Source organism: Paraburkholderia flagellata (assembly GCF_021390645.1).
Taxonomy (GTDB): Bacteria; Pseudomonadota; Gammaproteobacteria; order Burkholderiales; family Burkholderiaceae; genus Paraburkholderia; species Paraburkholderia flagellata.
The window spans coordinates 1,935,015-1,960,711 of the sequence record NZ_JAJEJT010000001.1; the positions used below are offsets into that span (position 1 = coordinate 1,935,015).

Sequence of the window (25,697 nt, forward strand, 5' to 3'; positions counted from 1 at the left end):
ACCGTCAATGGCGCTGATCGTGCTGTGAGTCCCGCTTCGGGCGGCCCATGCGCGCGCGGGCGCTCGCCACAGCGGGCAGCGCATCTCCAGACTGCGCACCGGAATGCGCGCCGTGGCGCAATGCGCGACGCGCGCGGACGATTTCCGCGGCCTGCCAGGTCAGCAGCGCGAGCACGCCGAACACCACTTCGCGCATGCGCTTGACGAGCGCGAGCGAGAACGCCACTTCCTGGTTCACGCCAAAGAGCTGCGCGAGCAGCACCACGGCGACTTCCTGCACGCCGAGGCCGGCGGGCACCATGAAAGCGGCATGGCGCACGGCCTGGGTAATGGCCTCGATGGCGAGCGCATCGCCCACCGAGACCGGATGACCGAGCAGCGCGAGCGCCCACCACGTCTCGAACGCGCCGAGCATATAGCCGCCGAGTTGCCAGAAGAAAGCCCGAAACATGAGGCCGGTGCGCGACATCAGCGCGTCGAGATCGGCGTCGAGCTGCTTGCCGTCGAGGCCGGGCATGAGCGCATTGTCGGTGCCGAGCAGGCGCGCGGCCCAGCGTTCGATCGCATGAAATACGCCGCCGCGACGCAGCAGGAAAACAGCGAGCACGGGCAACGGTGCCGAAAGCACGAGCGCGAGTGCGATCGTGACGATGGTGCGCAGCGAACCGCCGTCGCCGGTCGCCGCAACGATCAGCACGACACCGAGCGCCGAGAACGCATATTGCACGGCGATCGTCACGATCACCTCGACGATCACCGAAGCCGTGACCTCGCTCGCATTGCGCACCTTCCAGCGCGCGAGGCGAATGCCGACGAGTTCGCCGCCCACGCCGACCACGGGCAGCAGGCGGTTCACGGCTTCGCGCACGGTCGCGGTCCACCAGAGGAAGGTGAGCGGCGCGCGCTTGTCGAGCAGGAGGCGCCACGCGTGCGCGTCGAGCAGAAGCGGCAGCGCGTGGAATGGCACGAGCCAGAGCAGCATGGGGCCTGCCGTGCCAATCACGCGCAGCACGTCGTGCGCGCCGTTATGTACGACGAGACCGATCAGGATGGCGATCCCGACCGGCAGGCCCAGCCATTGCAGCCACTTCATGACGCGTGCGCCTGCGCGCCACGCGACGCAGCGGGATCCGAGCCCGAAGCCGCGCCGAAGAACACGTCGATAAAGCCGCCACGGCGCACGCCCGCTTGCGCAAGCGCTGCGGCCACGCGCGGCGAGATCAGTGCGCCGAATTCGTCGGCATGGCGATAGCTCTGCATCGATGACGTGATGGGCCCCTCGCCTGCTTCAGCCGCCAGCGCCGGATGGCAGTAGATCTCGCCCACGCCCTGCGCGGGCAGATGCGCGAGCGCGTCGAGCACGGCGGCCTCGTCCATCGCGCCCGTCTTTGCGATGCCGACCACGTAGTCGTTGTGCGCGACGCCCGCGCGCGCCAGCCGCGCGCGCACGAGCGCGAGCCAGGGCTTAAGTGCCAGCGGCGCGCCGGCCTCGAGCGGCAGACGCATCGCGCGCAAACCATACTCGCGACCGATCTCGATGATCAGCGCAAGCACCGTGGGATGCAAATGAAAATGCTTGTGCGTGTTCACGTGATCGAGCGCGAGCCCGGTCGCAGCGAACGCTTCGAACTGCGCGCGAATTTCCTTCGCGAGTTGCCTGCGCACGTGCGGCAGGAAGAAGAAACGCACGCCGTCGCGAACCATGTTGTCGCCAAAACGCCCTTGCGCATCGACGAGCGCCGGAATCTGCGCGCGCGGCAGCATCGCCGCGCCATCCGCCAGCACCAGATGCAGCCCCACGCGCAACCCCGGCGTGCACCGCGCCCGCGCGACGGCATCGAGCGCGGCGGGCGCGGCCACCATCAGGCTCGCGCAGTCCAGCACGCCCTCGCGATGCGCGCGTTCCACCGCCGCATTGACCCGCTCGTGCAGGCCGAAGTCGTCGGCGGTGAAGATGAGCGCGCGGCGGGACGAACGTTCCATCATGCCTCGTGCGCGCGCAGGAAGCGGAAGAACTCCACGCCTTCGCGCAGACGCCGCTTCATCATGTCCCAGCTCGTGAGCATCTCGCGCACGATCTCCCAGATCTTCGATGGCCGGAAATAGAACTGGCGATAAAACTGCTCGAGGTGGTGATAGATCTCCTCGCGCGGCAGGTTGGGATAGCCGATCGCCGCGAGCTGCACACCTTCCTTGCTCACCAGGTTGATCGTCTTGTTCTCTTCCATCCAGCCGTTTTCCACGGCCTGCTTGTAGAGCGTCGTGCCCGGATACGGCGCGGCAAGCGACACCTGAATCGTGTGCGGATTGATTTCCTTCGCGTACTCGATCGTCTTCTTGATCGTGTCCTGCGTCTCGCCCGGCAGCCCCAGAATGAAGGTGCCGTGAATCTTGATGCCGAGCGTCTTGCAGTCGGCGCTGAAGCGGCGCGCGAAGTCCGTGCGCACGCCCTTCTTGATGTTCACGAGAATCTGGTCGTCGCCCGACTCAAAGCCCACGAGCAACAGGCGCAGGCCGTTTTCCTTCATGACCTTGAGCGTCTTGTACGGCACGTTCGCCTTGGCGTTGCACGACCACGTCATGCCGAGCTTGCCCAGGCCGATCGCGATCGCTTCGGCGCGCGGCAAGTCGTCGGTGAACGTGTCGTCGTCGAACATCAGTTCCTTGACTTCCGGCATGTTGTCGCGGATCCACTTCGCTTCCTCGAGCACGTTTTCCACCGAGCGCGTGCGGTAGCGGTGGCCACTCACCGTCTGCGGCCACAGGCAGAACGTGCAGCGCGACTTGCAGCCGCGGCCCGTGTAGATCGACACGTACGGGTAGTTCAGATAGCCGATGAAGTAGTTATCGATCTTCAGGTCGCGCTTGTAGATCGGCGCGACGAACGGCAGCTCGTCCATATTCTCGAGGATCGGACGCGCTTCGTTGTGCTCGATCGAGCCGTCCTTCGCGCGCCAGCTCAAGCCCTTGATCTCGGGGAACGGCTTGCCCTCGGCGATTTCCTTGCAGGTGTAGTCGAATTCTTCACGGCAGACGAAATCGATCGCTTCGGTCGCCGTGAGCGAGTTGTGCGGATCGACCATCACCTTCGCGCCGACCATGCCGACCAGCAGCGACGGCTTGCGCTTCTTGAGATCCTCGGCAAAGAGCGCGTCGCTCGGGAACGACGGCGTGCTCGTGTGGATGATGACGAGGTCGTAGTCCATCGCGATCTTCAGCGTTTCTTCCACGCCGATGCCGTCGGCCGGCGCGTCGAGCACGCGGCTGCCGGGCACGAGGGCCGCGGGCTGCGCAAGCCAGGTGGGATACCAGAACGAGCGGATCTCGCGCTTTGCCTGGTAGCGCGAGCCCGCGCCACCGTCGAAGCCGTCATACGACGGGGCCTGCAGAAACAGCGTTTTCATGCGATGAGTGCTCCGGGTACCCGTAGTGTGTCGGGTGATGATTGAGGTGACATTCGGTAAAAAGCGGCTATCAAGCGCCGGCGTCAGAACGACGCGCTCAGCGAGCGTCCGATCCTTCGACGGCAGGCCGCTGCGCGCGCGCGGGCCTGGCCATGGCGGTAGGCGCTTGGGCCTCGGGATTGGCGACGCTCACGCGTACGCCGCGCCAGATCACATGCGAGCCGAACGCGGCGGAAAGCCACTGCAGGGCCAGCAGCATGTCGCGCAGCGGCACAAGCGGCAAATCGCGCCAGAACGCGCGCCAGCTTCCGCTCGCTCGCGCGTGCAGTATCAAACGCGCAATGATACCCGCCATCATGGTCGTGGCGAGCGCGGCCAGCGCCGCGCGCGTCGTCGCGCACGCGCCAATGCCCGCCCCCGCCGCGAGCAGGCCGTAAAACAACGCGCCCAGCACGAGCCACGGCGTGGGAAACGTAATGAACAGTGAAGCGAAGCCCGCCGGATTCACCGAGCGGATCGTGCGCAGCCAGCGCGTCTCGCGCAGCCAGAGCGAGCCGAAGGTGGGCTCGATCACGTCGGTGGCGACCACCACCGGCGCAAGCACCGTGGCGAGGCCGTGATCGCGCGCGTAGCGGGCGAGCAGATAGTCGTCGGCGAGGCAGTCCTTGAGCGCGGCAAAGCCGCCGATGCGCTCGAGCGTCGCGCGGGAAAGCGCGAGCGTCGCGCCAAAGCCGAACGCGCGCGAGCCCGTGGAATGCGCCACGCGCACCGAGGGCGCGAACCACTCGTTGATGAAGAGCGCGCCGACGCGCGGCCAGAAACCGCCGATGCTGCGGGCGCTGTAGAGGCAGGTCACGACGCCTACGTCCGGGTCGGCAAGCGGCGCGGTGACGATCTCCAGATAGTCGGGCTCGACGGCGATATCGCTGTCAGCCACGACAATCGCGTCGTAACGCGCGCGCGCAGCCAGATTGATGAGGTTGCTCACCTTGAGATTGCTGCCGTGCACGCGCGGGTCGACCACGAGTTCGATGTCATGGCCCGGGTAAGCCGCCTGCAGCCGACGCACGACGGCGATGGCCGGATCCGCTGGCGAGGACACGCCGAACAGCAACTGGAAGCGCGGATGCCGCTGCTCGCAGAAGGTCGCGAGATTTTCGTAGAGGCGCGGCTCGGCACCGCACAAGGGCTTCAGCACGCTCACGGGCTGCGGTTGCGCACGGCGCGCGCGGCGCGCGGCCTCGCGCACGAGTGCGGCGGAACCCAGGCGCGGCATGGTGAGCGCGGCGACGAGGCCGTAAAAAGCGGCAACGCCGCACAGCACGACCACGATCCAGACGAGCACGGGCCAGGGCGCCGACATGGCGAAAACCTGCGACACCGTCATGACACGCCGCCTTGTCGGGTTACGTGGGGCAACCCGCGCTCGTCGCCGGCTGCGCGCGAGGGGTGAAGCTCCTGCGATGCCCCGACCGGAATTCGCGTTTCACCACGTATCATTTCCCTGATGATCCAAAAATAGACAGCACATCGTAGCCACATTACGCATTCGGGGCTAAAGACCGGACAATCGACGCCGGCTTACATGACGCCAGGCAATTGAACAAACAACGAATGGAGATAAAACCATCGTATGAAATAGCTGGATATGGTCGATCCCCGATTCGACGCGGAAAATTGTATCAGCAAGCTCTGTCGGCTGCTTCCGACAGATACGGGAAAATGCGTTGCCAAAGTTGCAAAAACGTAACTATTTCAGCGATTAAACAGCCGCCTTCCAGAGTTTTTTCGCCACCAAAAAAATCGGTAAGCATATAGAAATGATTCTTTAATAATTTTGAATTAAATTCGCGATCTTTACATTTAAACAAGAGTGGTTCTCGTTAATATTCAAATCGACTGAGCGTAAAAGCAATCAGTTGTGACTGAATCCACGCCGGCGGCATGGGTTCCTGAAGGCCTCCAGCACGAACGAAAGTGGTTTGGCACAATGGCCGCACCTTGCGACTGCCTTGCGGCCTCGCGTCGAGAAACCGGCGCACTGCGCGCGCGTCGCTCTCCCAATACCCGGCCCCAAGCTAGCCCATGACCCTATTCTCCGTACTCGACCTCTCGCCCGTCCCGGCGGGCTCCCATGCCGGCGCGGCCCTGCACAACACGCTCGATCTCGCCCGGCATGCCGAACGCCTGGGCTACCACCGCTTCTGGCTGGCCGAGCATCACAACATGACGGGTATCGCCAGCGCGGCGACCTCGGTGGTGATCGGCTACGTCGCGGGCGGCACGCAATCCATCCGCGTGGGCTCGGGCGGGATCATGCTGCCGAACCACGCCCCGCTCGTGATTGCCGAGCAGTTCGGTACGCTCGAAGCGCTCTACCCGGGCCGCATCGACCTCGGCCTCGGGCGCGCGCCCGGCACCGACCAGACCACGGCGCGCGCGCTGCGCCGCGACCTGCAGGGCAGCGCCGACAGCTTCCCCGACGACGTGGCCGAACTGCAGCGCTATTTCGCCGCGCCCGTGGAAGGCCAGCGCGTGCGCGCCGTGCCCGGCGCTGGCTTGAACGTGCCGCTCTATATCCTCGGCTCGAGTCTGTATGGCGCACAGCTCGCGGCGGCCATGGGCCTGCCGTTCGCGTTCGCCTCGCACTTTGCGCCCGATCATCTGCTCACGGCGCTGCGCCTTTACCGTTCGCAGTTCCGTCCGTCTGCCGTGCTTGCGAGGCCCCATGCGATGGTCGGCGTGAACGTGTTCGGCGCGCCCACGAACGAAGAAGCGCGCTTTCTCTTCACCTCGCTGCAGCAGCAGTTCGTGAATCTGCGGCGCGGCACGCCGGGGCAGTTGCCGCCGCCAGTTGAGCAGATCGAGGCGAATGAGTTCGAACTGGCCGGTGTGTCGCACTCACTCGCCTGCTCCGTGGTGGGCGACCAGGAAACCGTGCGAGCGGGCCTTGCCTCGGTGATCGAGCAGACCGGCGCGGACGAGCTCATCGTCACCGCGCAGATCTACGATCACGCGGCGCGCCTGCGTTCGTTCGAGATGGCGGCGCAGGCCCGCGAGGAACTGAAGGTAGCCGCCGCGGGACGATGACCCGAACGCACCCTCAGTGCGATGGGTTCAACGCGTCGAGACCCTTGAGCAGCGCGGCATGAAACGCCTGCGGATCCTGCATCTGCGGCGCGTGCCCGAGATCTGCGAACTCCACGAGCGTTGCGTGGGGAATGGCGCGCTGCGCGGCTTTGGCGAGCACCGGATAGTGCCCGAGCTGCGCGCGCACCTCGGGCGGTGCGAGATCCTTGCCGATGGCGGTCGTGTCCTTGTCGCCGATGAGCAAGAGCGTCGGCATCTGCAACTGGCCGAACTCGTAGACCACCGGCTGCGTGTAGATCATGTCGTAAAGCAGCGCCGAGTCCCACGCCACCTGCGCCTTGCCCGGCCCGCGATACATGCCCGCCAGCATCTGCACCCACGGCTCATAGGCCGGCCGCCACTGACCCGCGTAATAGGTAGCCTGCTCGTAACGGCGAATGCCGTCGGCGCTCGTTTTCAGTTCGCGCGCGTACCAGTCGTCCACCGCGATCGAGGGCACGCCCTTCGCCTTCCAGTCTTCGAGTCCGATCGGGTTCACGAGCACGAGTTGCTCGGTTTCCTGCGGATACATGAGCGCGTAGCGCACCGCCAGCATGCCGCCCGTCGAATGGCCGATGATCGTCGCGTCATGCACGCCGAGCGCCGCGAGCAGCGCGTGCGTGTTGCGCGCGAGCTGCTGGAAGCTGAACTGGTACGAAGCGGGCTTGCTCGATTTACAAAAGCCGATCTGGTCCGGCGCGATCACGCGGTAGCCCGCGGCATGCAACTCGCGGATGGTGGCGTCCCACGTCGCCGCGCAGAAGTTCTTGCCGTGCAGCAGGACCGCGGTGCGTCCATTCGGCTTCGCGGGCTGCACGTCCATGTACGCCATATGCAGCGTTTGCCCCTGCGAAACGAACGCAAAGTCATGCACGGGATGCGGATACTCGAAGCCCTGCAGTTCGGGGCCATACGCGGGGCTGTCGGGCGTCTGGGTCGCGGCTTGCGGTGACGGCGCGCCCATCGGCGCGGCCCCGCTCGCCTCTGTCTGAGCAGCGAACGCGACGTGACAGAGCGCGGCCGCACTCAACGCGGCAACGAAAGGGGCAAAGCGGGCAAGCGTGTGGTTCAGGATAGCTCTCATCGATCAGGAATCGGGCGAAAGGTCGGACAGAAAAGAGGACGCAGAAATGGCGCCGATACAGCCAGCGATTCTAGCGGCCCCGCCCCGCTCCTGCCGCCTTTCGCGTCCCGCTTGCGTGCGCGGCACGCCGTTTGCTGCTTCCGAACGCCTCGCACGATTGCGACGAGCATGTCCGGATCTGCTCACAGGCAATTCGCGCTACGCTGCATTCGGTGCTAGAACAGTCAATACAGGACGCACGAGACGTCCGCGGCGCACGGCACGCGTGCTGCATTGCGACACGCGCCGCATCAGGGACGCGACAGGCACATCAGAAGAGGACCGCACTGGCCCGCGCAGGACAAGGCGCGCCGCGGCGGCCGTACCGGGGGCACAACAAGGAGACGACCATGGAAACTCCGGCAAGCCTCAACGATCTGCAACGCACCACCCTCGCCATCGTGCTTGCTGGCGGCCGCGGCACACGCCTCGGGCCGCTCACCAACAAGCGCGTGAAGCCGGCCGTGTACTTCGGCGGCAAGTACCGCATCATCGATTTCGCACTCTCGAACTGCCTGAATTCGGGCATCCGCCGCATTGCGGTCGTCACGCAGTACAAGGCGCACTCGCTCTTGCGCCACCTGCAGCGCGGCTGGGGCTTCCTGCGCGGCGAATTCAACGAATTCCTCGACCTGTGGCCCGCGCAGCAGCGCGTGGAAGGCGCGCACTGGTACCGCGGCACCGCCGACGCCGTGTACCAGAACATCGACATCATCCGCTCGATCAGTCCGAAGTACGTGGTGGTGCTGGCCGGCGACCACATCTACAAGATGGACTACACGCGCATGATCGCCGACCACGCCGCGAGCGGCGCCGACTGCACGGTGGGCTGCATCGAGGTGCCGCGCATGGAAGCGCGCGCGTTCGGCGTGATGGCCGTGGACGAGGCGCGTCGCGTGACCGGCTTCGTCGAGAAGCCCGACGATCCGCCCGCCATGCCGGGACACCCCGACATCGCGCTCGCGAGCATGGGCATCTACGTGTTCGACACGAACTACCTCGTCCATCTGCTCGAAGAGAACATCTCGCGCTCGGCCACCGACCACGACTTCGGCAAGGACATCATTCCGCGCGTCGTGAGCGACGGCCACGCGATCGCCCATCCGTTCAGCATGTCATGCGTGTCGTCGGACCCGGCCGCCGAACCGTACTGGCGCGACGTCGGCACGGTCGATGCCTACTGGTCCGCCAACCTCGACCTCGCCTCGACCATCCCCGCGCTCGACCTATATGACCGCAACTGGCCAATCTGGACCTACCAGGAGCAGTTGCCGCCCGCCAAGTTCGTGCGCGACCTCAACGGTCTGCAGGGTTCGGGCACCAACCTGATCGTGTGCGGCGGCAGCGTGATCTCGGGTTCGCAGATCTCGCGCTCGGTGCTCTCATCGAATGTCGTCGTGCAGTCGTTTTGCAACATTGCCGAGGCAGTCTTGTTGCCACAGGTGACGGTGGGCACGAGTTGCCGGCTGCGCAAGGTCGTCGTGGACCGCGGCTGCACGATTCCCAACGGCACCGTGATCGGCGAAGACGCCGCGCGCGACGCCGAACGCTTTTATCGCACCGAGAGCGGCGTCGTGCTGGTCACGAGCGAGGCGCTGGCGAAGTTGCCAGGCTAGCCGAGTGCCCGGCGAGGTTCATACGCTCAAGGACGCGCCAACCCGCAAGCCACCCGAGCACCGAGAGGACTGACTCCCGATGACCATTCGCGTCCTGCACGTAGCCAGCGAGCTGTATCCGCTGCTGAAAACCGGAGGCCTCGCCGACGTCACCGCCGCCCTGCCCGCCGCGCTGATCGAACAGGGCACCGACGCGCGCCTGCTGCTGCCGGGCTTCGCGCCCGTGGCGGCGGGCCTCGCGGACCTGCGGCCCGTCGCACGTCTTGCGCGCACCTTCGGCGCGCCCGAGGCGACGCTGGAACTCGGGCGCCTGCCCGGCAGCGAGCTTGCCGTCTACATGATCCGCGCCGACGCGTTCTACGCGCGCCCCGGCAACCCCTACATCGACGCCGAGCACGTGCCTTACGGCGACAACGCGCAGCGTTTCGCACTGCTCGGCTGGAGCGCCGCGCAACTCGCGCTGCATCTCGATCCCGACTGGGCGCCCGCCATCGTCCAGGCGCACGACTGGCACGCGGGGCTCGCGCCGGCCTACCTGCGCGCCGCGGCACGCGAGCGCGGCACGAGCGTCGCGCCCGGCGGCGCGCGCTCGATCTTCACGATTCACAACCTCGCGTACCAGGGCGTCTTCCCCGCGCAGCAGTTCGACTCGCTCGGCCTGCCGCGCGACTTTTTCGACATGCACGGCGTGGAGTTCTACGGCCAGCTTTCATTTCTGAAAGCCGGCCTCTATTTCGCCGACAAGATCACGACGGTGAGCCCGACCTACGCACGCGAAATTCAGACGGTCGCCCAGGGCGGCGGCCTCGAGGCGCTGCTGCGCGGCCGCGCGCATGACCTCGTCGGCATCCTCAATGGCGTGGATTACGCCGTGTGGAATCCGTCGAGCGACGCGGCCATCGCCACGCGCTATTCGGCCACGCGCCAGAGCGGCAAGATGCGCTGCAAGGCGGCACTGCAGGCGCGCTTGAAACTCGCGCAGAAGCACGACGCCCCGGTGTTCGGCGTCGTGAGCCGGCTCACCGAGCAAAAGGGCCTCGACCTGCTGCTTGCGGCGTTGCCCGAGATCGTCGCTCGCGGCGGGCAGCTGGTCGTGCTCGGCACCGGCGACACGAGCCTCGAACAGGGCTACGCGCGCGCCGCGCATCAGCATCCCGAATCGGTGGCCGTGGAGTTGGGTTTCGACGAGACGCTCGCGCACGAGATCGTCGCGGGCGCCGACGTGATGATGGTCCCCTCGCGCTTCGAACCGTGCGGCCTCACGCAGCTTTACGCGCTCGCCTATGGCGCGCTGCCGCTCGTGCACCGCGTGGGCGGACTCGCCGATACCGTGGTCGACGCCTCGCTGGAAAATCTCGCCGATGGCCTCGCCACCGGCTTCGTGTTCGAGCGCTTCGAGCCCGACGCGCTCACGGCCGCGATCCGCCGCGCCTTCGCGCTCTATGGGCGCAGCCGCGACTGGCGCGAGACGCGCTCGCGTGCAATGCAGCAGGACTTCGGCTGGGCCGCATCGGCGCAACGCTACATGACGCTCTATCGCGAGCTGGCCGGTCAGAACGTCCTGGCGTAGCGCCTCGCCGAGCGAATTGCAGGCGCGCTCGCTGACGCGCACGCAACACCGCGCCCGCGCATCCATCGACTGGGCGCGGCGAATTCGGTTATCGTTGCTGCACCTGCGCAAGGCGCGCCATGCGAAGCGCGCCGCAAGCCACAACGAAATCTGGACCGGCCATGAAAAACATTTTGAGCATCCAGTCGCACGTCGTGTTCGGTCACGCGGGCAACAGCGCCGCGGTGTTTCCCATGCGCCGCCTCGGCGTGAATGTCTGGCCGCTCAACACGGTGCAGTTTTCGAATCACACGCAATACGGCCACTGGACCGGCGCCGCCATCGGCTCGGACGAGGTCGTGGATCTCGTTGAAGGCATCGGCGCGATCGGCGTGCTGCCGCGCTGCGATGCGGTGCTCTCTGGCTACCTCGGCGCACCCGAGCAGGCCCAGGCCGTGATCGACGTGGTGCGCGCCGTCAAGGCCGCCAACCCGCAGGCGCGCTACTTCTGCGACCCGGTGATGGGCACGCTCAACGCCGAGAACGGCTGCCGCGTCGAGCCCGGCATTCAGGAGTTCCTCGTACGCAACATGCCCGAAGTCGCCGACGCGATGATCCCTAATCACGGCGAACTGCAACGGCTCGTGGGCCGCGAGATCGAGACGGCCGAAGAAGCCGTGCTCGCGTGCCGCGAAGTGCTCAGGCGCGGCCCGAAGCTGATACTCGTGAAGCATCTGCTCGACCGCAACAGCCCCGCCGACCGCTTCAACATGCTCGTCGTGACCGAGCACGAAGCATGGCTCGGCCAACGCCCGCTCTACCCGTTCGCGCGCCAGCCGGTGGGCGTGGGCGACGTGACGAGCGCGGTGTTCGTCGCGCGCCTGATGCTCGGCGACTCGCTGCGCCGCGCGTTCGAGCACACGCTCGCGGCGGTGAACGCGGTGGTGAAGGCGACCTACGACGCCGGCCGTTACGAACTGGAGATCGTCGCGGCGCAAGACCAGATCGCGCGCCCGCGCGAGTGGTTCGACGCCTGGTCGGTCGAAGCTGCCTAGACTGAAGCGGTGCGCGCGCGCGGCCTATAATGCCAACCGCATGACATGCGGCAATTGCAGATGCAGCCGCGGCACCCACAGTCTTTAGAGAATGACCGATGTCCGATTCAATCCGTAGCGAACAGGAAGAGTATTTCGAGCAGCTTTGCCTCGCCGTCGACGCCGGCGAGACCCACGAGCAGGAAGCAATCGAATACTTCGAGGAACAAAGCCACGAAAGCGATTTCGACGCCGCCGTGTGGCTCGACATCGCGCTTTACCATGCGCCCGACGTCGCGCGCGGCATCATCGACTACGTCGACGAGAGCGACCGCGAACGCAGCGGCATCGCCCAAACCATTGCCGACACGCTCGATATCTCGTACGGCGAGGACGAATGCGAACGCTTCGAAGCGACGATTCGCTTTGCGCTCGCCAACGGCATTCCCGTGGATCTCGACGTGGTGCTCGACGGCTGCAATCGCGCGCTCGACGACCTCGAAGGCTGGGCGAGCGCAGACACCATGGCGCCGCTCGTGCGCCTGCGCGACGCGCTCTTCGAGTTGCAACGGGACAGCTAGTTCTACCCGCACGACACTGGGTGAGCCACCGAAAGCGTGGCTGAATGACCGGCTGACCCCGCAGCCTGATATATTGCTCGCCATCCGCCGCCTCACGAAGGCCCGCGCCCAGCCGGCGCACATGGGGAGCCGGCCGAGACACCCCGCCCACGCGCGCAGCCGTTCGCACAACACGTTCTGGCAAGCCGCAGTCGCAAACAGCAAGACCCGAAGACGAAACGCCCCGCATGCGCGCCACGGCCGGTGCGCGGCGCGGCGTGCCCGGAAAGAACGCACACAAGAACACCGCGCCGCTGTCGCGCAAGGAGTCACGATGAGTCTCGCCGCCGCGCTCAGAACCGCCACTGCCTACGCATTTGCCACGCTGTGCCGTGCGGGCGGCAAGCGCCGCCAGTTCGCCAGGCTTGCCACTGGACTCCTGATCGGCACTCTCTGCGCACTCGGCGTCAGCGGCAACGCTGTGGCCGCCGGCCCACTCGACGTACGCATCGGTTTCGTCTCGCCGCTCTCTGGCGACTACGCGAACTACGGCCGCGACCTGGAAAACGGCGTGCAGCTCGCCCTCGACGAAGCGAACGCGCAAAACCTCAAGATAGGCGAGCAGACGGCGCACTTCGAACTCGTGCCCATCGACGACCGCAGCGACCCGCGCCTCGGCGTCCAGGCCGCCGCAACGCTCGCGAACCAGGGTGTGAACGCCGTGGTCGGCCACTTCAACTCGGGCTCGGCCATTCCGGCCTCGCGCATCTACGAGAGCGCCGGCATTCCGATGATCAGCCCGGCAGCAACCAATCCCGTCATCACGTCGCAAGGCTTTGCCAACACCTTCATGGTGATTGCAAACGACACGCAGAACGCAGGCGTAGCCGGCGCGTGGGCCGTGGACGTGATGAAGGCCAAACGCGTGGCCATCATCGACGACCGCACCGCCTTCGGCCAGGGCGAAGCCGACGTGTTCGAGCACGCGGTGCGCGAGCATGGCGGCAACGTGGTCGCGCGCGAGTTCGCGGAAAGCATCGCGAGCGACTTCGGCCCGCAGCTCGCGAAAATCAAGGCCGCCGATGCCGACCTGCTCTACTTCGGCGGCCTCGCCCACCAGGGCGCGGCGCTCGTGAAACAGATGAAGGCGCGCAGCATGAACGCGCAGTTCGTGGGCGGCGGCGGCGTGGCGAACGCCGACTTCACCCACGACGCGGGAGCCGCCGCCGAAGGCGCGATGGCCTGGGAATACGGCCGCCCGCTCGCGCAACTGCCCGATGGCCCGCGCTTCGAGCAGGCCTATAAAAGCCGCTTCGGCACCGACGTGCTCGCCTACGCGCCGTTCGGCTACGACGCGGCGTGGGCCGCGATCCATGCGATGGTCAATGCGAAGTCGCCGAAACCCGAGGTGTACCGTGGCGCGCTCAAGACGCTCGCCTTCGACGGCGTGACGGGCCGCATCGCCTTCGAGCCGAACGGCTCGCTCAAGAACGGCGCCTCCACGCTCTGGCAGGTGAAGAAAGGCGTGTGGGTGCCGGTGACGACGCGCGGCGGCTGAGCGCCGCTCATGGCTCCTGCGGTGCAAGCGCAGCCCGCACGACGATCTGCGCGTGCGTGTCGCGCTCGATACGGACAAGCGCGTCGCGCATCTGCGCGAACTCGTCGGCCGTGCACATCTGATGGCCGAAGCGCGCCGATAGCCGCCGCTCGATCTGCAGCGTGCGCGAGCGGGCGTCGAACACGTAGTGCGATGCGTAGTCGAGAAACGCATCGCTCACTTGCGTATCTTGCGGCACGTCGGTCACGCGCGCGAACGCGGGCAGTTCAATTTCCGCGCTCTCCGCAAACTCCCCGCCGATGCACGCCCAGGGCTGCGTACGGTGCGGCTGCGCCAGCCAGTTGTCGATCTGCGTGGCGATGCCGCCGGTGAAGCTGCTCGTCGTGGGAATCGCGGTTGTGCCGTCGCGCCAGACGACGTGATCGAGCGTGCCTACCATCGTCACCGAAAACGGACCGTCGGTCGCGTCTGTCGCGCTCGTGCTCACGCGCACGGTGCCGGCGAGCCCGGTGAGCCGCAGGCGCTGCGCCGCGAGTTGCTGCGCCCCCGCGCGCGTCGCGCGGCGAAACGAATTGCGCTCGGGCTCCGCGCCCGCGCCATGGTCTTCCACGTAGTAACTGTAGGCGGCGTCGCCAGTCGCGCCCACGTCGAGCGAGAGGCGCGCCGTGCGCTCGCGCCGCTCGGTCGCGGGCGTACGCGCGAGCACGCCGTCGCCGACGAGCAGCACGGGCCGGTCCATCACGCCCGGCGGCAAGTAGCCGAACGCGTAGCCTCCCGACGACGTGTCCGCGTACAAGCCAAGGTCGGGTAGCCAGGCGATCGCGTGGTTGATCGCATGCGCGCCATAGCCAGGCACGTCGGGCAGCGTGTAGACGGGGCCGAGATTGAGCAGCACGGGCTCGGCGCGGATGCCCACCGCTGCGAGCAGCGCGCTGAAGAGCGCCACGTGGTCCTTGCAGTCGCCGTAGCGGTTGCGCAGGATGTCCGTCGCGCGATGCGGCACGGCTGCGGTCTCGCCCAGAAAGAGCGCGACGTAGCGAATGTTGAAGCGCATCCAGTCGTAAATGCGGCGCGCCTTCTCGCGCGGGTCGCTCACGTCCGACGTGAGCGCAAGCGCCAGCGACGCAATCGCCGGATCGGTCGAGGTGGGATCGACGGCGGCTTCGCGGTAGCGCGCGGCGAACGCGGCGAAGTCGGGCACTGTCGAGAGCATCAGCCGGTCGCCCCAGTTCACGTAGGCCACTGCTCCCGCTTCGAGCGGCGGATAAGGGCCGTGCTGGTAGTCGAACGTGTAGCGGGTGCGGCCGTTCGCCGTCTCGGGGGCGAGCGCCGTGTAGCCGCGCGCATCGGCGTGGAGCGGCACGTTGGCGGGCAGATCGAAAATGAGGCGCTGGAAGTCGACGGGGACGCCTGAGTCGGGTTCGCCGGTCGGCTCGACGAAGTACGAGAACGTGCCCGCTTCCAGCGCCTTCGCGCGGCGCTTCGCGAAATGCAGATGCACGCGCGAGCCAACCTGGACGCCCGGAAAGATCACCGTGCGCAGCACGCCGTCCTCGAACGTGGGCGCGCCCGCCGAGCGCGGCTCCTGCACGTCGCGTATGCCGCTCGCGCCAACCGCGTGCGTGGCGCCGTCCGGGTCGATGGTTTCGGCCGAGAGCTTCGTGATCGTTTCGATATCCTTATTGAACCAGACGTAGCGCTGGGCGATCTCGTCCACGCCGGCAGCCGTGTTCGCGCGCAGCACCGTGTCGTCGTCCTCGACGACCGAGCCGTCCTGCTGCACGACGAAGAGATGCACATCGCGCTCGAGCGTGTACGCAGGGATGTCGTTTTGCGCGGCGCCGTCCGTGGTCTCGGCGCGGACTGGTCCGCTCGCGCTTGCCAGGATCAACGCAAGGCACGACACGACGCACAGGGCAGCACGCCTGAACCCCTCGCCTCGCGCCATGGACGGTTCAGGCGCGCACCGCCGCTTGCGCGGCGTTCGGCCATGAGGTCTGCGCGAGATGGCGCTCGCGCTGCGCAGCGCGCCATGCACGCGGACTCGCGCCGAACTCCGCGCGAAACGCGGCGTTGAAGTTCGACAGGTCGTTGAAACCGCTCGCGAGCGCAACGTCGATGATCCTCGCTGCGTCGTCGGCGGCCAGACGCAGCGCGGCGGTGCGCAACCGCGCACGCAGCAAATATTGATGCGGGGTCACGCCCGCAACGGCCGAGAAGGTGCGCAGAAAATAGAACTCGCTCACGCCCGCCGCGCTCGCGAGGCTCGCGAGCGTATGCGCATCGTCGGGTGTCTCGTCGATCAGGCGCAGCGTCGCGACCACGCGTGCCGCCGCGGCGGCGCCCGGTGTCGCAGGCGCAAGCGCGTCCTTGCCGCTCGCCACGACACGCAAGGTCGTGAGCGCCAGTTCCAGTGCGATTTCATCCCACGCTGCGCCGCCGAACCCGAGCGCGTTACGTCGCTCATGCGCGAGCGCGTCGGCGCAAGCGTGCGCCACGAGCGGCGCGAGCGCGCGCACCGGCGGCACCCGCGCGGCCCGCCAGCGCCTCGCGCCTGGCGCAAGACCCGCGGCCGCGGCCTGCTCGTCGAGCCAGGCTGGATCGTAATGAAACGAGAGGCAGCGGTCGCCCGCAGCATGACGGTGGCCGCATTCGAAACAGGCTCCGGTCTCGCCCAGCATGAGCGCACCGGGCGTCATGAGCGCGCGCGCGTTGCCGCTGCGGTAGCCGAACACGCCTGCCGCCACGATGGCGAGGCACGCGCTCGTGTGGCGCTCCTCGTAGGGCCGGTCGCCGGGGCCGAGTGTGCAGACGACATCATCGACCGACCAGCCAGCGCCCGCCGCGAGCGGACGCGCCGTGGGCGCACGGCCGCTATCGGCGCGGCCTTCGCGCTCGCGCTGGGCGAGCGCCTGTTGCAGTGAAGCGGCGAGACCTTGCACGGCAACCTCGAGGGAAGTTAGCGACGTTGGTGGACTACGTCTGCCGTTGTAGCACATCGACGCGAGCGCCGCCGAACCCGCCCTGCCCCTCGCGCTGGCCGCTATCCCCTGCGCTCGTCGATGGCGCGCAGCAGCGAAAGCGCGATGCCCTCGGCAGCAAGACGCACCTCGTCGAGCGCCGGAAACGACGGCGCGATCCGCAGATGGCTGTCGCGCGGATCGACGCCATAGGGGAACGCCGCGCCCGCGGGAGTGAGGACGAGGCCCGCCGCCGCCGCGAGTTCGACGGTCCGCCGCGCGCAGCCCTCGGGCGCATAGAGGCTGATGAAATAGCCGCCCTGCGGCACGTTCCAGCTCACGCCGCGCACGGTGGCGAGGCGCCTGTGGAACACCTCGTCGACAGCGTCGAACTTCGGTTTGAGGAGCGCTCGATGACGCGCCATCAGTTCAGTGAGCGTCGTGCGGCCGCGCAGAAAGCGCACGTGGCGCAACTGGTTGAGCTTGTCCGGCCCGATGGTGCGCACGGCCGAATGCTTCTGCCACCAGACCACGTTGCGCGGCGCGGCGGCGAGCCACGCGAACGCCCCGCCGCCGAACGTCACTTTCGACAGCGATGCGAACATCAGCGCGCGCCCGGCATGGCCCGCCGCCGCGCACGCCTCGAACACGTCGAGTGTCGCGAGCGCTTCGTCGGTGAGATGGTGGAAGCGGTAGGCATCGTCCCAGAAGAGGCGGAAGTCGGGCGCGGCGGGCATGGCGGCGAGACGCCGGATCACCGCGTCGGACCAGATCGCGCCCGTCGGGTTGCTGTAGAGCGGCACGCACCACATGCCCTTGATCGACGGATCGTCGCGCACGAGCGCTTCCACGCGGTCCATGTCAGGACCGTCCTCGCGCATCGGCACCGCGATCATGCGCACGCCGAGCGCCTCGCAGATCGCGAAGTGGCGGTCATAGCCCGGCACCGGGCACAGGAAGGCGATCTCGCCTTTCGCACGCCACGGCGCGCCAACGTCCGCGCCGTCGCCCACCGGCACGCCATGCAGCAGCGCGAAGGTCAGCGCGTCGTGCATGAGTTCGAGGCTCGAGTTGCCCGCGGCGACCACCTGCGCGCTCGGCACGCCGAGCAGTTGTGCGCCCAGTTCGCGCGCCTCGGGCAAGCCGCTCGCGAGGCCATAGTTGCGGCAGTCGAAACCGTCGCGCGCGAGATAGCCCGCCTGGCCCGCTTCGTCGATGAGCGCCTGCGAGAGATCGAGTTGCTCGGGCGAAGGCTTGCCGCGCGACATGTCGAGCCGCATGTTCAATTGCTGGAATCGTTCGTAGGTCAAATCGACGGGCGGCGACATCAACATGGGCTTCTCCGAAATGCGAAGGACTGCGCGGGGAACAACGTGAGGGCTCGGTACGTCCCCAGTATCGACCTGCCCCCGCGTTCAGACAAACGCGTTATATTGAAGCCTTCGATCAATTTTTCTTATAGCAATGAAGACCCTCGACCTCGACGTGCTCGCCATGGTGGTGGCCGTCGCCGACGCCGGCAGCTTCGTGCGCGGCGCCGCGCTCGTGCACCGCTCGCAAGCGGCGCTCAGCATGCAGATCCGCGCGCTCGAGGAATCCATCGGCAAGCCCCTGTTCATCCGTGCGCCGCGCAGCGTCACGCCCACGCCCGACGGCCAGACGCTCATCGCCTACGCGCGGCGCATGCTCGCGCTGCGCGACGAAGCGTGGGCCTCGCTCGCGCACCCGGAGGTGACGGGCCGCGTGTCGATCGGCGTGCCCGACGACTACGCGTCCTCACTCATGCCGCCGGTGCTGCGCAAGTTCTCGGCGAACTGGCCGAAGGTGGAAATTCAGGTGATCGGGCTGCCGAGCAGCGCGCTCATGCCGCTCCTGAAAGACAACAAGATCGACCTCGCCTGCATCACGCGCACGCATGGACTCGCGGGCGAGTTCATCCGCTTCGAGCCGATGGTGTGGGCCGCGCCCCCTGCGGCCGTGAGCGCGGCGAGCGGACGCGAGATCTGGCGCGAGCGGCCGCTGCCGGTCGCCCTCTTCGGCGGCGGCAGCGTCGCGCACACGAACGCGATCCAGGCGCTGGAGCGCGCGAAGATCGCCTATCGCACCTCGTATGAAAGCCCGAGCCTGATGGGCCTGTGCAGCATGGTGGCCGCGGGTCTCGCCATTGCGCCGCTCGCGCGCTGCGCGGTGCCCGAGACGTTCGTCACGCTCGGCCGTCAGCATGGCCTGCCGGCGCTGCCCGAGCTGGAAGTGGTGCTCGCGCGCAGCGCGCGCTCGAACCGCCCGCCGTGCGACTTTCTCGCCGACCAGATACTCGCGGAGCTGCGCGTACAAGAGCGCTGACTAATCGGACGAAAACGGCGCAGACGAAAACGGCGCGGACGATAACGGCGCAGACGATGCTTCGGGCAACGAATCAGTCGTCGCCCAGCCGCGAAAGCAGCGCGTAAAGACGCGAGACATGCCGCAGCAGCATTTCGCGATGTTTTTCGATCTGCTCGAGACGGCCTTCGAGATCGGCGCGCACGCGCTCGTCGGGGTCGGCGTAGTTGATCACGTCTTCAATGCGCGAGCGCAGCACCGCGGGCTCGACTGGCGGCACGCTCAGGTAGCGCTCGAGCTTGCGCACGTCTTGCGCCGCGAGATCGCGGATCTTGCGCATGCCCGCGAGACGCCGGTGCGCCTCTGGCGTAGGCGTCACCTCCTCGCGCTTCGCGCCCTGGCCGAAAATCGGCTCCACGCGCAGCACGGGCGCCTTGCGCACCGGATGCGCGGTGCCGCGAAAGCGCGCGCGCGGCGTCTCGCTTGCGATCGCCTCGCGCGTCTCGTCGGGCACGTCGCTGCTCTCGTGCTTCACGTCCATCCAGCCTTCGGGCAGGCCCGTGACGGCTTCCACGCCGCGCACGAACTCCGCGCTGAAGTCGCGCTCGCCCGACACGATCAGCTTCATGTAGCTCGCGGAAAACGTCATCATGCGCGCGAGCCGCGTCGCGGACCCGACCTCGCGCGTGAGCAGCGCCAGATTGGCCCGCCACATCGGCATGAGCGTGGCGTTGGCATCGTCCATTGCGGAGCTCCTCCTTCGTTCGCCTCATCTGCCAATGATACGGGCTGCGGCGCAACACGCGCGCTTTCCCGCGCCGTCTGGCCCCATTGGCGTGTTGTTGTCGGCGATCTGAAAAGGCAGCAAGACGCATGCCGATGGCAATCGGCCGGACACGGGAAAAAGACTGAGGAAATGGCGGCGAGCGGCGGCGTATGGAACGCGGCCCGGCCCGGGCGGCCCTTTAGAAGTGCCCGGTGAAGCGATAGCGGCTGCCCGGATGCCAGAGATTGGCGACCGAAGCGACGAGCCCGCGCGAGCGCGTGCGCCGGTGCAGCACGAGGCACGGTTCGGCCTCGCCCATGGCGAGGTGCGCACGCGTATCCGCCTCGGGAGCAAGCGCCTCGATGCGGTACTCCACACCCTGCAGCGGCGCGACATGCACGAGGTACTGGTTCGGCGTGATGTGCGTGAAGTCCTGCGCCGCGTAATCGGGCGCGATGGCGGGATTGACCCAGCGCTCTTCGAGTTGCACGGGCTCGTCATTTTCGAAGTGGAGCACGCGCGAGTTGAACACCTGGTCGTTCGCGGCGAGCCCCATTTCGACGGCGAGCGCCTCGTCGGCAAGATGCACGCCGATCTCGAGCACCTGCGCGCGGTAGCGGTGCCCGCGCGCGAGGATTTCGTCGGAGATGCTGCGGATCGCAACGAGCGTCGATTCGTACTTGGGCCGCGCGACGAACGTGCCCGCGCCCTGTACGCGCGTAAGCACCTGTTCCGCAGTGAGTTCCCGCAGCGCCCGGTTCACGGTCATGCGCGCGACCTTGAACTCGCGCGCCAGTTCGTTCTCAGAAGGCACCTGGTCGCCCTCGCTCCACTCACCGGCGTGAATGCGCGCGAGGATGAAGTCCTTGATGCCCTGATATGCGGGAGCGTTCATCGCGTTGGCCTGTGCCGCAGCAGCGCGGCTTAGCGCGCCTCGGACTCGAATGCCAGCGGGCTGTGCGAAGCAATCGCGCCGTTTTGCACGAGACGCGTGATCGCTTCGATGTCCGGCGCGAAGTAACGGTCGAGGTCGTAATGCGGCACCTCGGCGCGCACCGACTGCATCACGTGCGCAAGCGCCGGGCTCGTGTGGTGCGGCGCGCGCAGGTCCACGCCCTGGGCTGCTGCGAGCAGTTCGATCGCGAGGATGTTGGCCGTGTTGTCGGCAATGTCGGCGAGCTTGCGCGCGGCGAACGTCGCCATCGAAACGTGGTCTTCCTGGTTCGCCGAAGTCGGCAGCGAATCGACCGAGGCAGGATGCGCAAGCGTCTTGTTTTCCGAAGCCAGTGCAGCGGCCGTGACGTGCGCGATCATGAAGCCCGAGTTCACGCCGCCGTCCTTCACGAGGAAAGGCGGCAGGCCCGAGAGCGTGGCGTCGATCAGCAGTGCGATGCGACGCTCCGCGAGCGCGCCGATTTCAGCGGCGGCCAGCGCGAGATTGTCTGCGGCGAAGGCCACCGGCTCGGCGTGGAAGTTGCCGCCAGAGAGCACTTCGTTCGTTTCCGGGAAGATCAGCGGATTGTCCGAAACCGCGTTCGCCTCGATGAGCAGCACTCGCGCCGCGTGACGCATCTGGTCGAGACACGCGCCCATCACCTGCGGCTGGCAGCGCAGCGAATACGGGTCCTGGACCTTGCCGCAGTCGCGGTGCGAGAGGTTGATCGCCGAGCCTTCGAGCAGCGTGCGATACGCCGCGGCCGCATCGATCTGGCCGCGATGGCCGCGCAGTTCGTGAATGCGCGCGTCGAACGGCTTCACCGAACCTGCTGCTGCGTCCACGCAGAGCGCGCCCGAAACGAGCGCCGTGCGGTAAAGATCTTCGATCGCGAACATGTTGTAGATCGCGAGCGCGGCGGAAGCCTGCGTGCCGTTGAGCAGCGCGAGACCTTCCTTCGCCTGCAGCGCGAGCGGCTTCAGGCCCGCAGCGGCGAGACCCGCCTCGGCGCTGGCGCGCTCGCCGCGAATGAACACTTCACCAATGCCGAGCAGCACACACGACATATGTGCGAGCGGCGCGAGGTCGCCCGAGGCGCCCACCGAGCCCTTCACGGGAATCACGGGCAGCACATCGGCGTTGAACAGCGTGATGAGCGCGTCCATCACTTCGCGGCGGATGCCCGAATAGCCGCGGCCCAGGCTCGACAGCTTCAGCGCCATCAAGAGGCGCACGACCGGACGCGACATCGGCTCGCCCACGCCCACGGCGTGCGAGAGCACCAGATTGCGCTGCAGCAGTTCGAGCTGGTCGTTCGGGATGTGCGTGCTCGCCAGACGCCCGAACCCCGTATTGATGCCATACGCGGGTTCGCCCTTCGCCGTGATTTCGGCAACGGCGCGTGCGCCTGCGTCGATGCCCGCGAAGCTGGCCGGATCGAGCTCGAGCCGCACTGCCTCGCGCGCGATCTGGCGCAGTTGGGGCAGGGTCAGATGGCCGGGCGTGAGGCGAAGGGTCGGGAGCATGGTCGAATCCTGTCTATACAAGTCGCGAAAGTGGCCGAAGTCTAGCCTGGCGCGCCTGTCTATACAACTCCCCTTTGCGACGCTTGTAGCCTGGGACTATCCACGAGAGCGCCGCAAGCGCCCGTCACGCGTCGAGTTGCAGCCTGCCCCCAATAAACGCGAGAAAGCATTGGACGCGCGCCGCGAGCGCCGCGCTGCGGTAGTACACGGCGTGGATCGGCTGGCGCGATTCGATCAGCGCGTCGTCGAGCACGGTGACGAGGCGCCCGGCCTGGCGGTCGGCCACGGTGAGGAAGTCGGAGAGACACGCGATGCCGCTGCCGGCGAGCGCAAGCTGGCGTATCGTCTCGCCGCTCGACGCCAATAGCGCGGGCGCGATTGTGTAGCCGGATGCGGCGTCTGGCGTCTTTGTGGCTGTGCCCGCCTCGTTGCCGCCAGCCACGCGCAGCGGCCAGCCGTTGAGATGCGAAGGCGCCGTAAAACCGATCAGCCGATGTTCGCGCAGCGCGGCCACGCTGCGCGGCGTGCCATGCGCCGCGAGATAGCCGGGACTCGCCACGATGCGCAAACGGCTCGTGCCGAGCGCGCGCGCGTGCAGCGTGGAGTCCTGCAGCGTGCCGATGCGAATGGCGATATCCACGCGCTGCTCCAGCAAATCGACAATGCGCTCGTTGTTGGTGAGCTCGAGTTCGATCTCGGGATAAGCGTCGGCAAACGCCGCGACGTGCGGCACGATGCAGTGAAGCATGAACGGCGTGGCCGCATCCACGCGCAACCGCCCGGAAGGACGCTCGCGGTGGCGCGTGACAGCCTCTTCGGCATCAGCCATCGCCGCGAGAATGGCGCGGGCGCGATCGAGGAACAGTTCGCCTTCTTCCGTGAGCTGCAAGCGCCGCGTCGTGCGCAAAATCAGCGCGACGCCCAATTGCTTTTCGAGCCGCGTCAGCGCGCGGCTCACCCCCGAGACGGTCTGCTCGAGCTTTTCAGCCGCGGCGGTGATCGACCCCGCATCGATCACGGTGACGAATACGAGCAGTTCGTCGGTCGACGTCTTCATCGTTGCTATTGTTGATTCGCAGTCAAGATTCATTTGAGACTAACACGGTTTTTGCAAACCCCGGATACCCCGATACTGGCTCCCATCGCAATCGAGAACAGGACCAGGAGCAACCCATGAAAGTATTCGTGACAGGCGCAGGCGGTTTTATCGGCGGAACGATCGCGGCGCATCTCGTGCGCGCGGGCCACACGGTTCGCGGCCTCGTGCGTCGGCCCGAGCAGTTCGCCGACCTCGAAAAGCTCGGCATCACGCCCGTGCAGGGCGATCTCGACGACCGCGCGACGCTCATGGCGCAAGCGCGCGCCGCCGACGCCGTGATCAACGCGGCCAGCAGCGACCATCGCGGCGCGGTCGAGGCGCTCATCGACGCGCTCGAAGGCTCCGGCAAGACGCTCCTGCACACGAGCGGCTCGAGCATCGTGGGCGACGCATCGGGCGGCGAAGCCACCGCGCGCGTCTATCACGAAGACGCCCTGCCCGAGCCGACCGCCGACAAGGCGGCGCGCGTGGCCATCGACGATCTCGTGCTCGCGGCAGCGGCGCGCGGCGTGAAGAGCGCCGTGCTGTGCAACACGCTGATCTATGGTGTCGGCGCGGTACCCGGAGCCGCGAGCGTGCAACTGCCGCGGCTCATCCGCCAGGCACAGAAGAGCGGCGTGATGCGTCACGTCGGGCGCGGCCTGAACATCTGGTCGAACGTGCATGTCGACGACGTGGCCGAACTCTATCGCCTCGCGCTCGACAACACGCCGGCGGGCGCGTTCTACTTTGTCGAAAGCGGCGAAGCGAATTTCCGCGACATGACCACGGCGCTCGCCGAAGTGATAGGTCTTGGGGCGCCGCAGGACTGGCCGCTCGAAGCCGCGATCGAGGAATGGGGCTACGAAATGGCGTCGTACGGCCTCGGTTCGAACAGCCGCGTGCGCGGCGAGCGCGCCCGCACGCTGCTCGGCTGGCAACCGCAGCGCACTTCGGTCACCGAGTGGATTCGCAACGAGATGCCAAAACCGCAAAGATAAGTGCTGTAGGGCACGTTATTGTTGCGTATCCGTAAGGTCGCTCCGCTAGAATCCGAGCGTCTTGCACTAGCCGCCGGCGCGTTGCGCGCCGGCACCGGATACGCCGATGCTCCTCGCGCTGAACTTCTACTGGCTGACCAATCTGCTGGCCGTCCTGTTCATCGTCGCGTGCCTCTACGACACGCTCTACGACGAATATGGCACGCTGACGCTCGCCGCCGGCGCGATGGGACTCATCGTGATGGCAATTGAAGTGCTGCTGCGCCCCGCGTTCGACATGTCGCTCTAGCTGGCGCATTTCTTTCGCGAATTCTTACATTGGTGGCGCAGCACGCTTTCGTTGTACTAACAAACGACTGTCCTCATTGCGCGGCGACTACTGCTTTTCGTGCGCACAGCACGACGAACTCGCGGGCGCATCTTCATAGCGATCGTGGTGACGCATCCACTCGCGCATGTCCTTCTCTTCGTTGCGCCCCTTCGCGGCGAGCTCCAGCATCGCATACGTTCCGATCAGCATCTCCCCGCCCCGCGCGTACGTCGAATACGTGTGGTACACGTTGCCCGCTTCGTCGCGATAGAACGCGCTGACGCCGGGCAGCTCGTCGCTCATGTATTCCTGCTCGGTGTAGTTGTAGATCGCCTTGCCGCGCGCCTTGTCGGCCTCGCTGAACGACACGTGATAGTCAAAGTTGAAGTCGCTCGCGTTCGACGATACCCACGGAAAACGCCATCCCATGCGCCGCTTGAACGCCTCGATCTTCGCGAGCGGCGCGCGCGAAACGGCCACGTAAGTCACATCGTGATGCTCCAGATGCGGCAGCATGCCGTCCACGTGGTCGGAGAGAAACGAGCAGCCGGGGCACCCCTCCTCCCAATCCGGCCCAAGCATGAAGTGGTAAATGATCAGCTGGCTGCGCGGCCCGAATAGCTCGGCGAGTGTGCGCGATCCTTGCGGCGTTTCGAACGTATAGGTTTTCTCGACTTTCACCCACGGCAGCGCCTGACGCTTCGCCACCAGCGCGTCACGTGCGTGCGTGAACGCGCGCTCCTCTGCGAGCAATGCCTTGCGCGCGTCAAGCCATTCGGCCTCCGAAACGATCTTGTGCGGTTCCATCGTCCAATCCTCCTTTCGGT

The 25,697-nt window shown here is 66.9% G+C and carries 22 protein-coding genes; 9 read left to right on the forward strand and 13 right to left on the reverse strand.

From position 1 onward, the window contains the following. Positions 1 to 4: 4 nt before the first annotated feature. From L0U83_RS08550 to hpnI, 4 genes are all read right to left on the reverse strand, one after another. Positions 5 to 1,093 (reverse strand): lysylphosphatidylglycerol synthase domain-containing protein, encoded by a 1,089-nt coding sequence (locus L0U83_RS08550; RefSeq protein WP_233881832.1) that lies wholly within the window; start codon positions 1,091 to 1,093, stop codon positions 5 to 7. Next, entirely contained in the window at positions 1,090 to 1,983 is an 894-nt protein-coding gene (gene hpnK, locus L0U83_RS08555) for a hopanoid biosynthesis-associated protein HpnK (RefSeq protein ID WP_373321025.1), read from the reverse strand. The genes L0U83_RS08550 and hpnK overlap by 4 nt, the downstream gene beginning before the upstream one ends. Next, positions 1,983 to 3,404, reverse strand: a complete 1,422-nt coding sequence (hpnJ, locus tag L0U83_RS08560; RefSeq protein ID WP_233881848.1) for a hopanoid biosynthesis associated radical SAM protein HpnJ — start codon at positions 3,402 to 3,404, stop codon at positions 1,983 to 1,985. Before hpnJ ends, hpnK begins: the two co-directional genes overlap by 1 nt. Positions 3,405 to 3,501: 97 nt before the next feature. After that, positions 3,502 to 4,767 carry a bacteriohopanetetrol glucosamine biosynthesis glycosyltransferase HpnI gene (gene hpnI / locus L0U83_RS08565; RefSeq protein WP_233883811.1) on the reverse strand — a complete coding sequence of 422 codons (1,266 nt, stop codon included), beginning with the start codon at positions 4,765 to 4,767 and terminating at the stop codon, positions 3,502 to 3,504. A 722-nt stretch (positions 4,768 to 5,489) separates the two neighbouring features. On the opposite strand from hpnI, the gene L0U83_RS08570 reads away from it, so the two are divergent. Next, a complete protein-coding gene (locus L0U83_RS08570; RefSeq protein ID WP_233881850.1) occupies positions 5,490 to 6,494 on the forward strand; it encodes an LLM class flavin-dependent oxidoreductase in 1,005 nt (334 codons plus the stop codon). A gap of 13 nt (positions 6,495 to 6,507) precedes the next feature. On the opposite strand, the gene L0U83_RS08575 is transcribed toward L0U83_RS08570, so the two are convergent. Beyond that, positions 6,508 to 7,617 (reverse strand): alpha/beta fold hydrolase, encoded by a 1,110-nt coding sequence (locus L0U83_RS08575; protein WP_233881852.1) that lies wholly within the window; start codon positions 7,615 to 7,617, stop codon positions 6,508 to 6,510. Positions 7,618 to 8,006: 389 nt separating this feature from the next. Here L0U83_RS08575 and glgC point away from each other — a divergent pair, with 389 nt between their 5' ends. From glgC to L0U83_RS08600, 5 genes are all read left to right on the forward strand, one after another. Next, positions 8,007 to 9,272 carry a glucose-1-phosphate adenylyltransferase gene (glgC, locus tag L0U83_RS08580; protein WP_233881854.1) on the forward strand — a complete coding sequence of 422 codons (1,266 nt, stop codon included), beginning with the start codon at positions 8,007 to 8,009 and terminating at the stop codon, positions 9,270 to 9,272. A 79-nt stretch (positions 9,273 to 9,351) separates the two neighbouring features. Further along, positions 9,352 to 10,842, forward strand: coding sequence for a glycogen synthase GlgA (gene glgA / locus L0U83_RS08585; RefSeq protein WP_233881856.1), 1,491 nt, complete (start codon positions 9,352 to 9,354; stop codon positions 10,840 to 10,842). A gap of 161 nt (positions 10,843 to 11,003) precedes the next feature. After that, on the forward strand, positions 11,004 to 11,876 hold the full coding sequence (gene pdxY, locus L0U83_RS08590; protein WP_233881864.1) for a pyridoxal kinase PdxY: 873 nt from the start codon (positions 11,004 to 11,006) through the stop codon (positions 11,874 to 11,876). A 98-nt stretch (positions 11,877 to 11,974) separates the two neighbouring features. Next, positions 11,975 to 12,436: a hypothetical protein gene (locus L0U83_RS08595; RefSeq protein ID WP_233881866.1), complete on the forward strand. Its 462-nt coding sequence runs from the start codon at positions 11,975 to 11,977 to the stop codon at positions 12,434 to 12,436. Between the two features lie 313 nt (positions 12,437 to 12,749). Next, positions 12,750 to 13,973: a branched-chain amino acid ABC transporter substrate-binding protein gene (locus L0U83_RS08600; RefSeq protein WP_233881869.1), complete on the forward strand. Its 1,224-nt coding sequence runs from the start codon at positions 12,750 to 12,752 to the stop codon at positions 13,971 to 13,973. A 7-nt stretch (positions 13,974 to 13,980) separates the two neighbouring features. Here L0U83_RS08600 and L0U83_RS08605 read toward each other — a convergent pair whose 3' ends face one another. From L0U83_RS08605 to L0U83_RS08615, 3 genes are all read right to left on the reverse strand, one after another. Next, positions 13,981 to 15,921 (reverse strand): DUF3857 domain-containing transglutaminase family protein, encoded by a 1,941-nt coding sequence (locus L0U83_RS08605; RefSeq protein WP_233881872.1) that lies wholly within the window; start codon positions 15,919 to 15,921, stop codon positions 13,981 to 13,983. 7 nt (positions 15,922 to 15,928) lie between these two features. Then, entirely contained in the window at positions 15,929 to 16,915 is a 987-nt protein-coding gene (locus L0U83_RS08610; RefSeq protein ID WP_233881874.1) for a helix-turn-helix domain-containing protein, read from the reverse strand. A 101-nt stretch (positions 16,916 to 17,016) separates the two neighbouring features. Further along, the gene (locus L0U83_RS08615) at positions 17,017 to 18,267 is read right to left on the reverse strand and encodes an aspartate aminotransferase type Ic (protein ID WP_233881882.1); all 1,251 of its coding nucleotides are present in this window, start codon (positions 18,265 to 18,267) and stop codon (positions 17,017 to 17,019) included. Positions 18,268 to 18,397: 130 nt separating this feature from the next. Between L0U83_RS08615 and L0U83_RS08620 the strand changes: the two genes are divergently transcribed. Then, positions 18,398 to 19,276 carry a LysR substrate-binding domain-containing protein gene (locus L0U83_RS08620; RefSeq protein ID WP_233881884.1) on the forward strand — a complete coding sequence of 293 codons (879 nt, stop codon included), beginning with the start codon at positions 18,398 to 18,400 and terminating at the stop codon, positions 19,274 to 19,276. Positions 19,277 to 19,349: 73 nt separating this feature from the next. On the opposite strand, the gene L0U83_RS08625 is transcribed toward L0U83_RS08620, so the two are convergent. The 4 genes from L0U83_RS08625 to L0U83_RS08640 all read right to left on the reverse strand — a co-directional run bounded on the left by L0U83_RS08625 (position 19,350) and on the right by L0U83_RS08640 (position 23,538). After that, positions 19,350 to 20,000, reverse strand: a complete 651-nt coding sequence (locus tag L0U83_RS08625) for a hypothetical protein (RefSeq protein ID WP_233881886.1) — start codon at positions 19,998 to 20,000, stop codon at positions 19,350 to 19,352. Between the two features lie 220 nt (positions 20,001 to 20,220). Then, positions 20,221 to 20,916, reverse strand: a complete 696-nt coding sequence (hutC, locus tag L0U83_RS08630) for a histidine utilization transcriptional repressor HutC (protein ID WP_233881888.1) — start codon at positions 20,914 to 20,916, stop codon at positions 20,221 to 20,223. A 29-nt stretch (positions 20,917 to 20,945) separates the two neighbouring features. Next, complete coding sequence (gene hutH, locus L0U83_RS08635) at positions 20,946 to 22,481, reverse strand: histidine ammonia-lyase (RefSeq protein WP_233881890.1); 1,536 nt, start codon at positions 22,479 to 22,481, stop codon at positions 20,946 to 20,948. A 124-nt stretch (positions 22,482 to 22,605) separates the two neighbouring features. Beyond that, positions 22,606 to 23,538, reverse strand: coding sequence for a LysR family transcriptional regulator (locus tag L0U83_RS08640; protein ID WP_233881892.1), 933 nt, complete (start codon positions 23,536 to 23,538; stop codon positions 22,606 to 22,608). 116 nt (positions 23,539 to 23,654) lie between these two features. Here L0U83_RS08640 and L0U83_RS08645 point away from each other — a divergent pair, with 116 nt between their 5' ends. Together L0U83_RS08645 and L0U83_RS08650 are read left to right on the forward strand one after the other, a co-directional pair. Then, the gene (locus tag L0U83_RS08645; protein WP_233881899.1) at positions 23,655 to 24,560 is read left to right on the forward strand and encodes an NAD-dependent epimerase/dehydratase family protein; all 906 of its coding nucleotides are present in this window, start codon (positions 23,655 to 23,657) and stop codon (positions 24,558 to 24,560) included. Positions 24,561 to 24,666: 106 nt separating this feature from the next. Next, entirely contained in the window at positions 24,667 to 24,849 is a 183-nt protein-coding gene (locus L0U83_RS08650; RefSeq protein ID WP_233881901.1) for a hypothetical protein, read from the forward strand. An 87-nt stretch (positions 24,850 to 24,936) separates the two neighbouring features. Here the strand turns inward: L0U83_RS08650 and L0U83_RS08655 are convergent, their stop codons facing one another. Beyond that, the gene (locus L0U83_RS08655; RefSeq protein WP_233881904.1) at positions 24,937 to 25,677 is read right to left on the reverse strand and encodes a DUF899 domain-containing protein; all 741 of its coding nucleotides are present in this window, start codon (positions 25,675 to 25,677) and stop codon (positions 24,937 to 24,939) included. Positions 25,678 to 25,697: the final 20 nt, after the last annotated feature.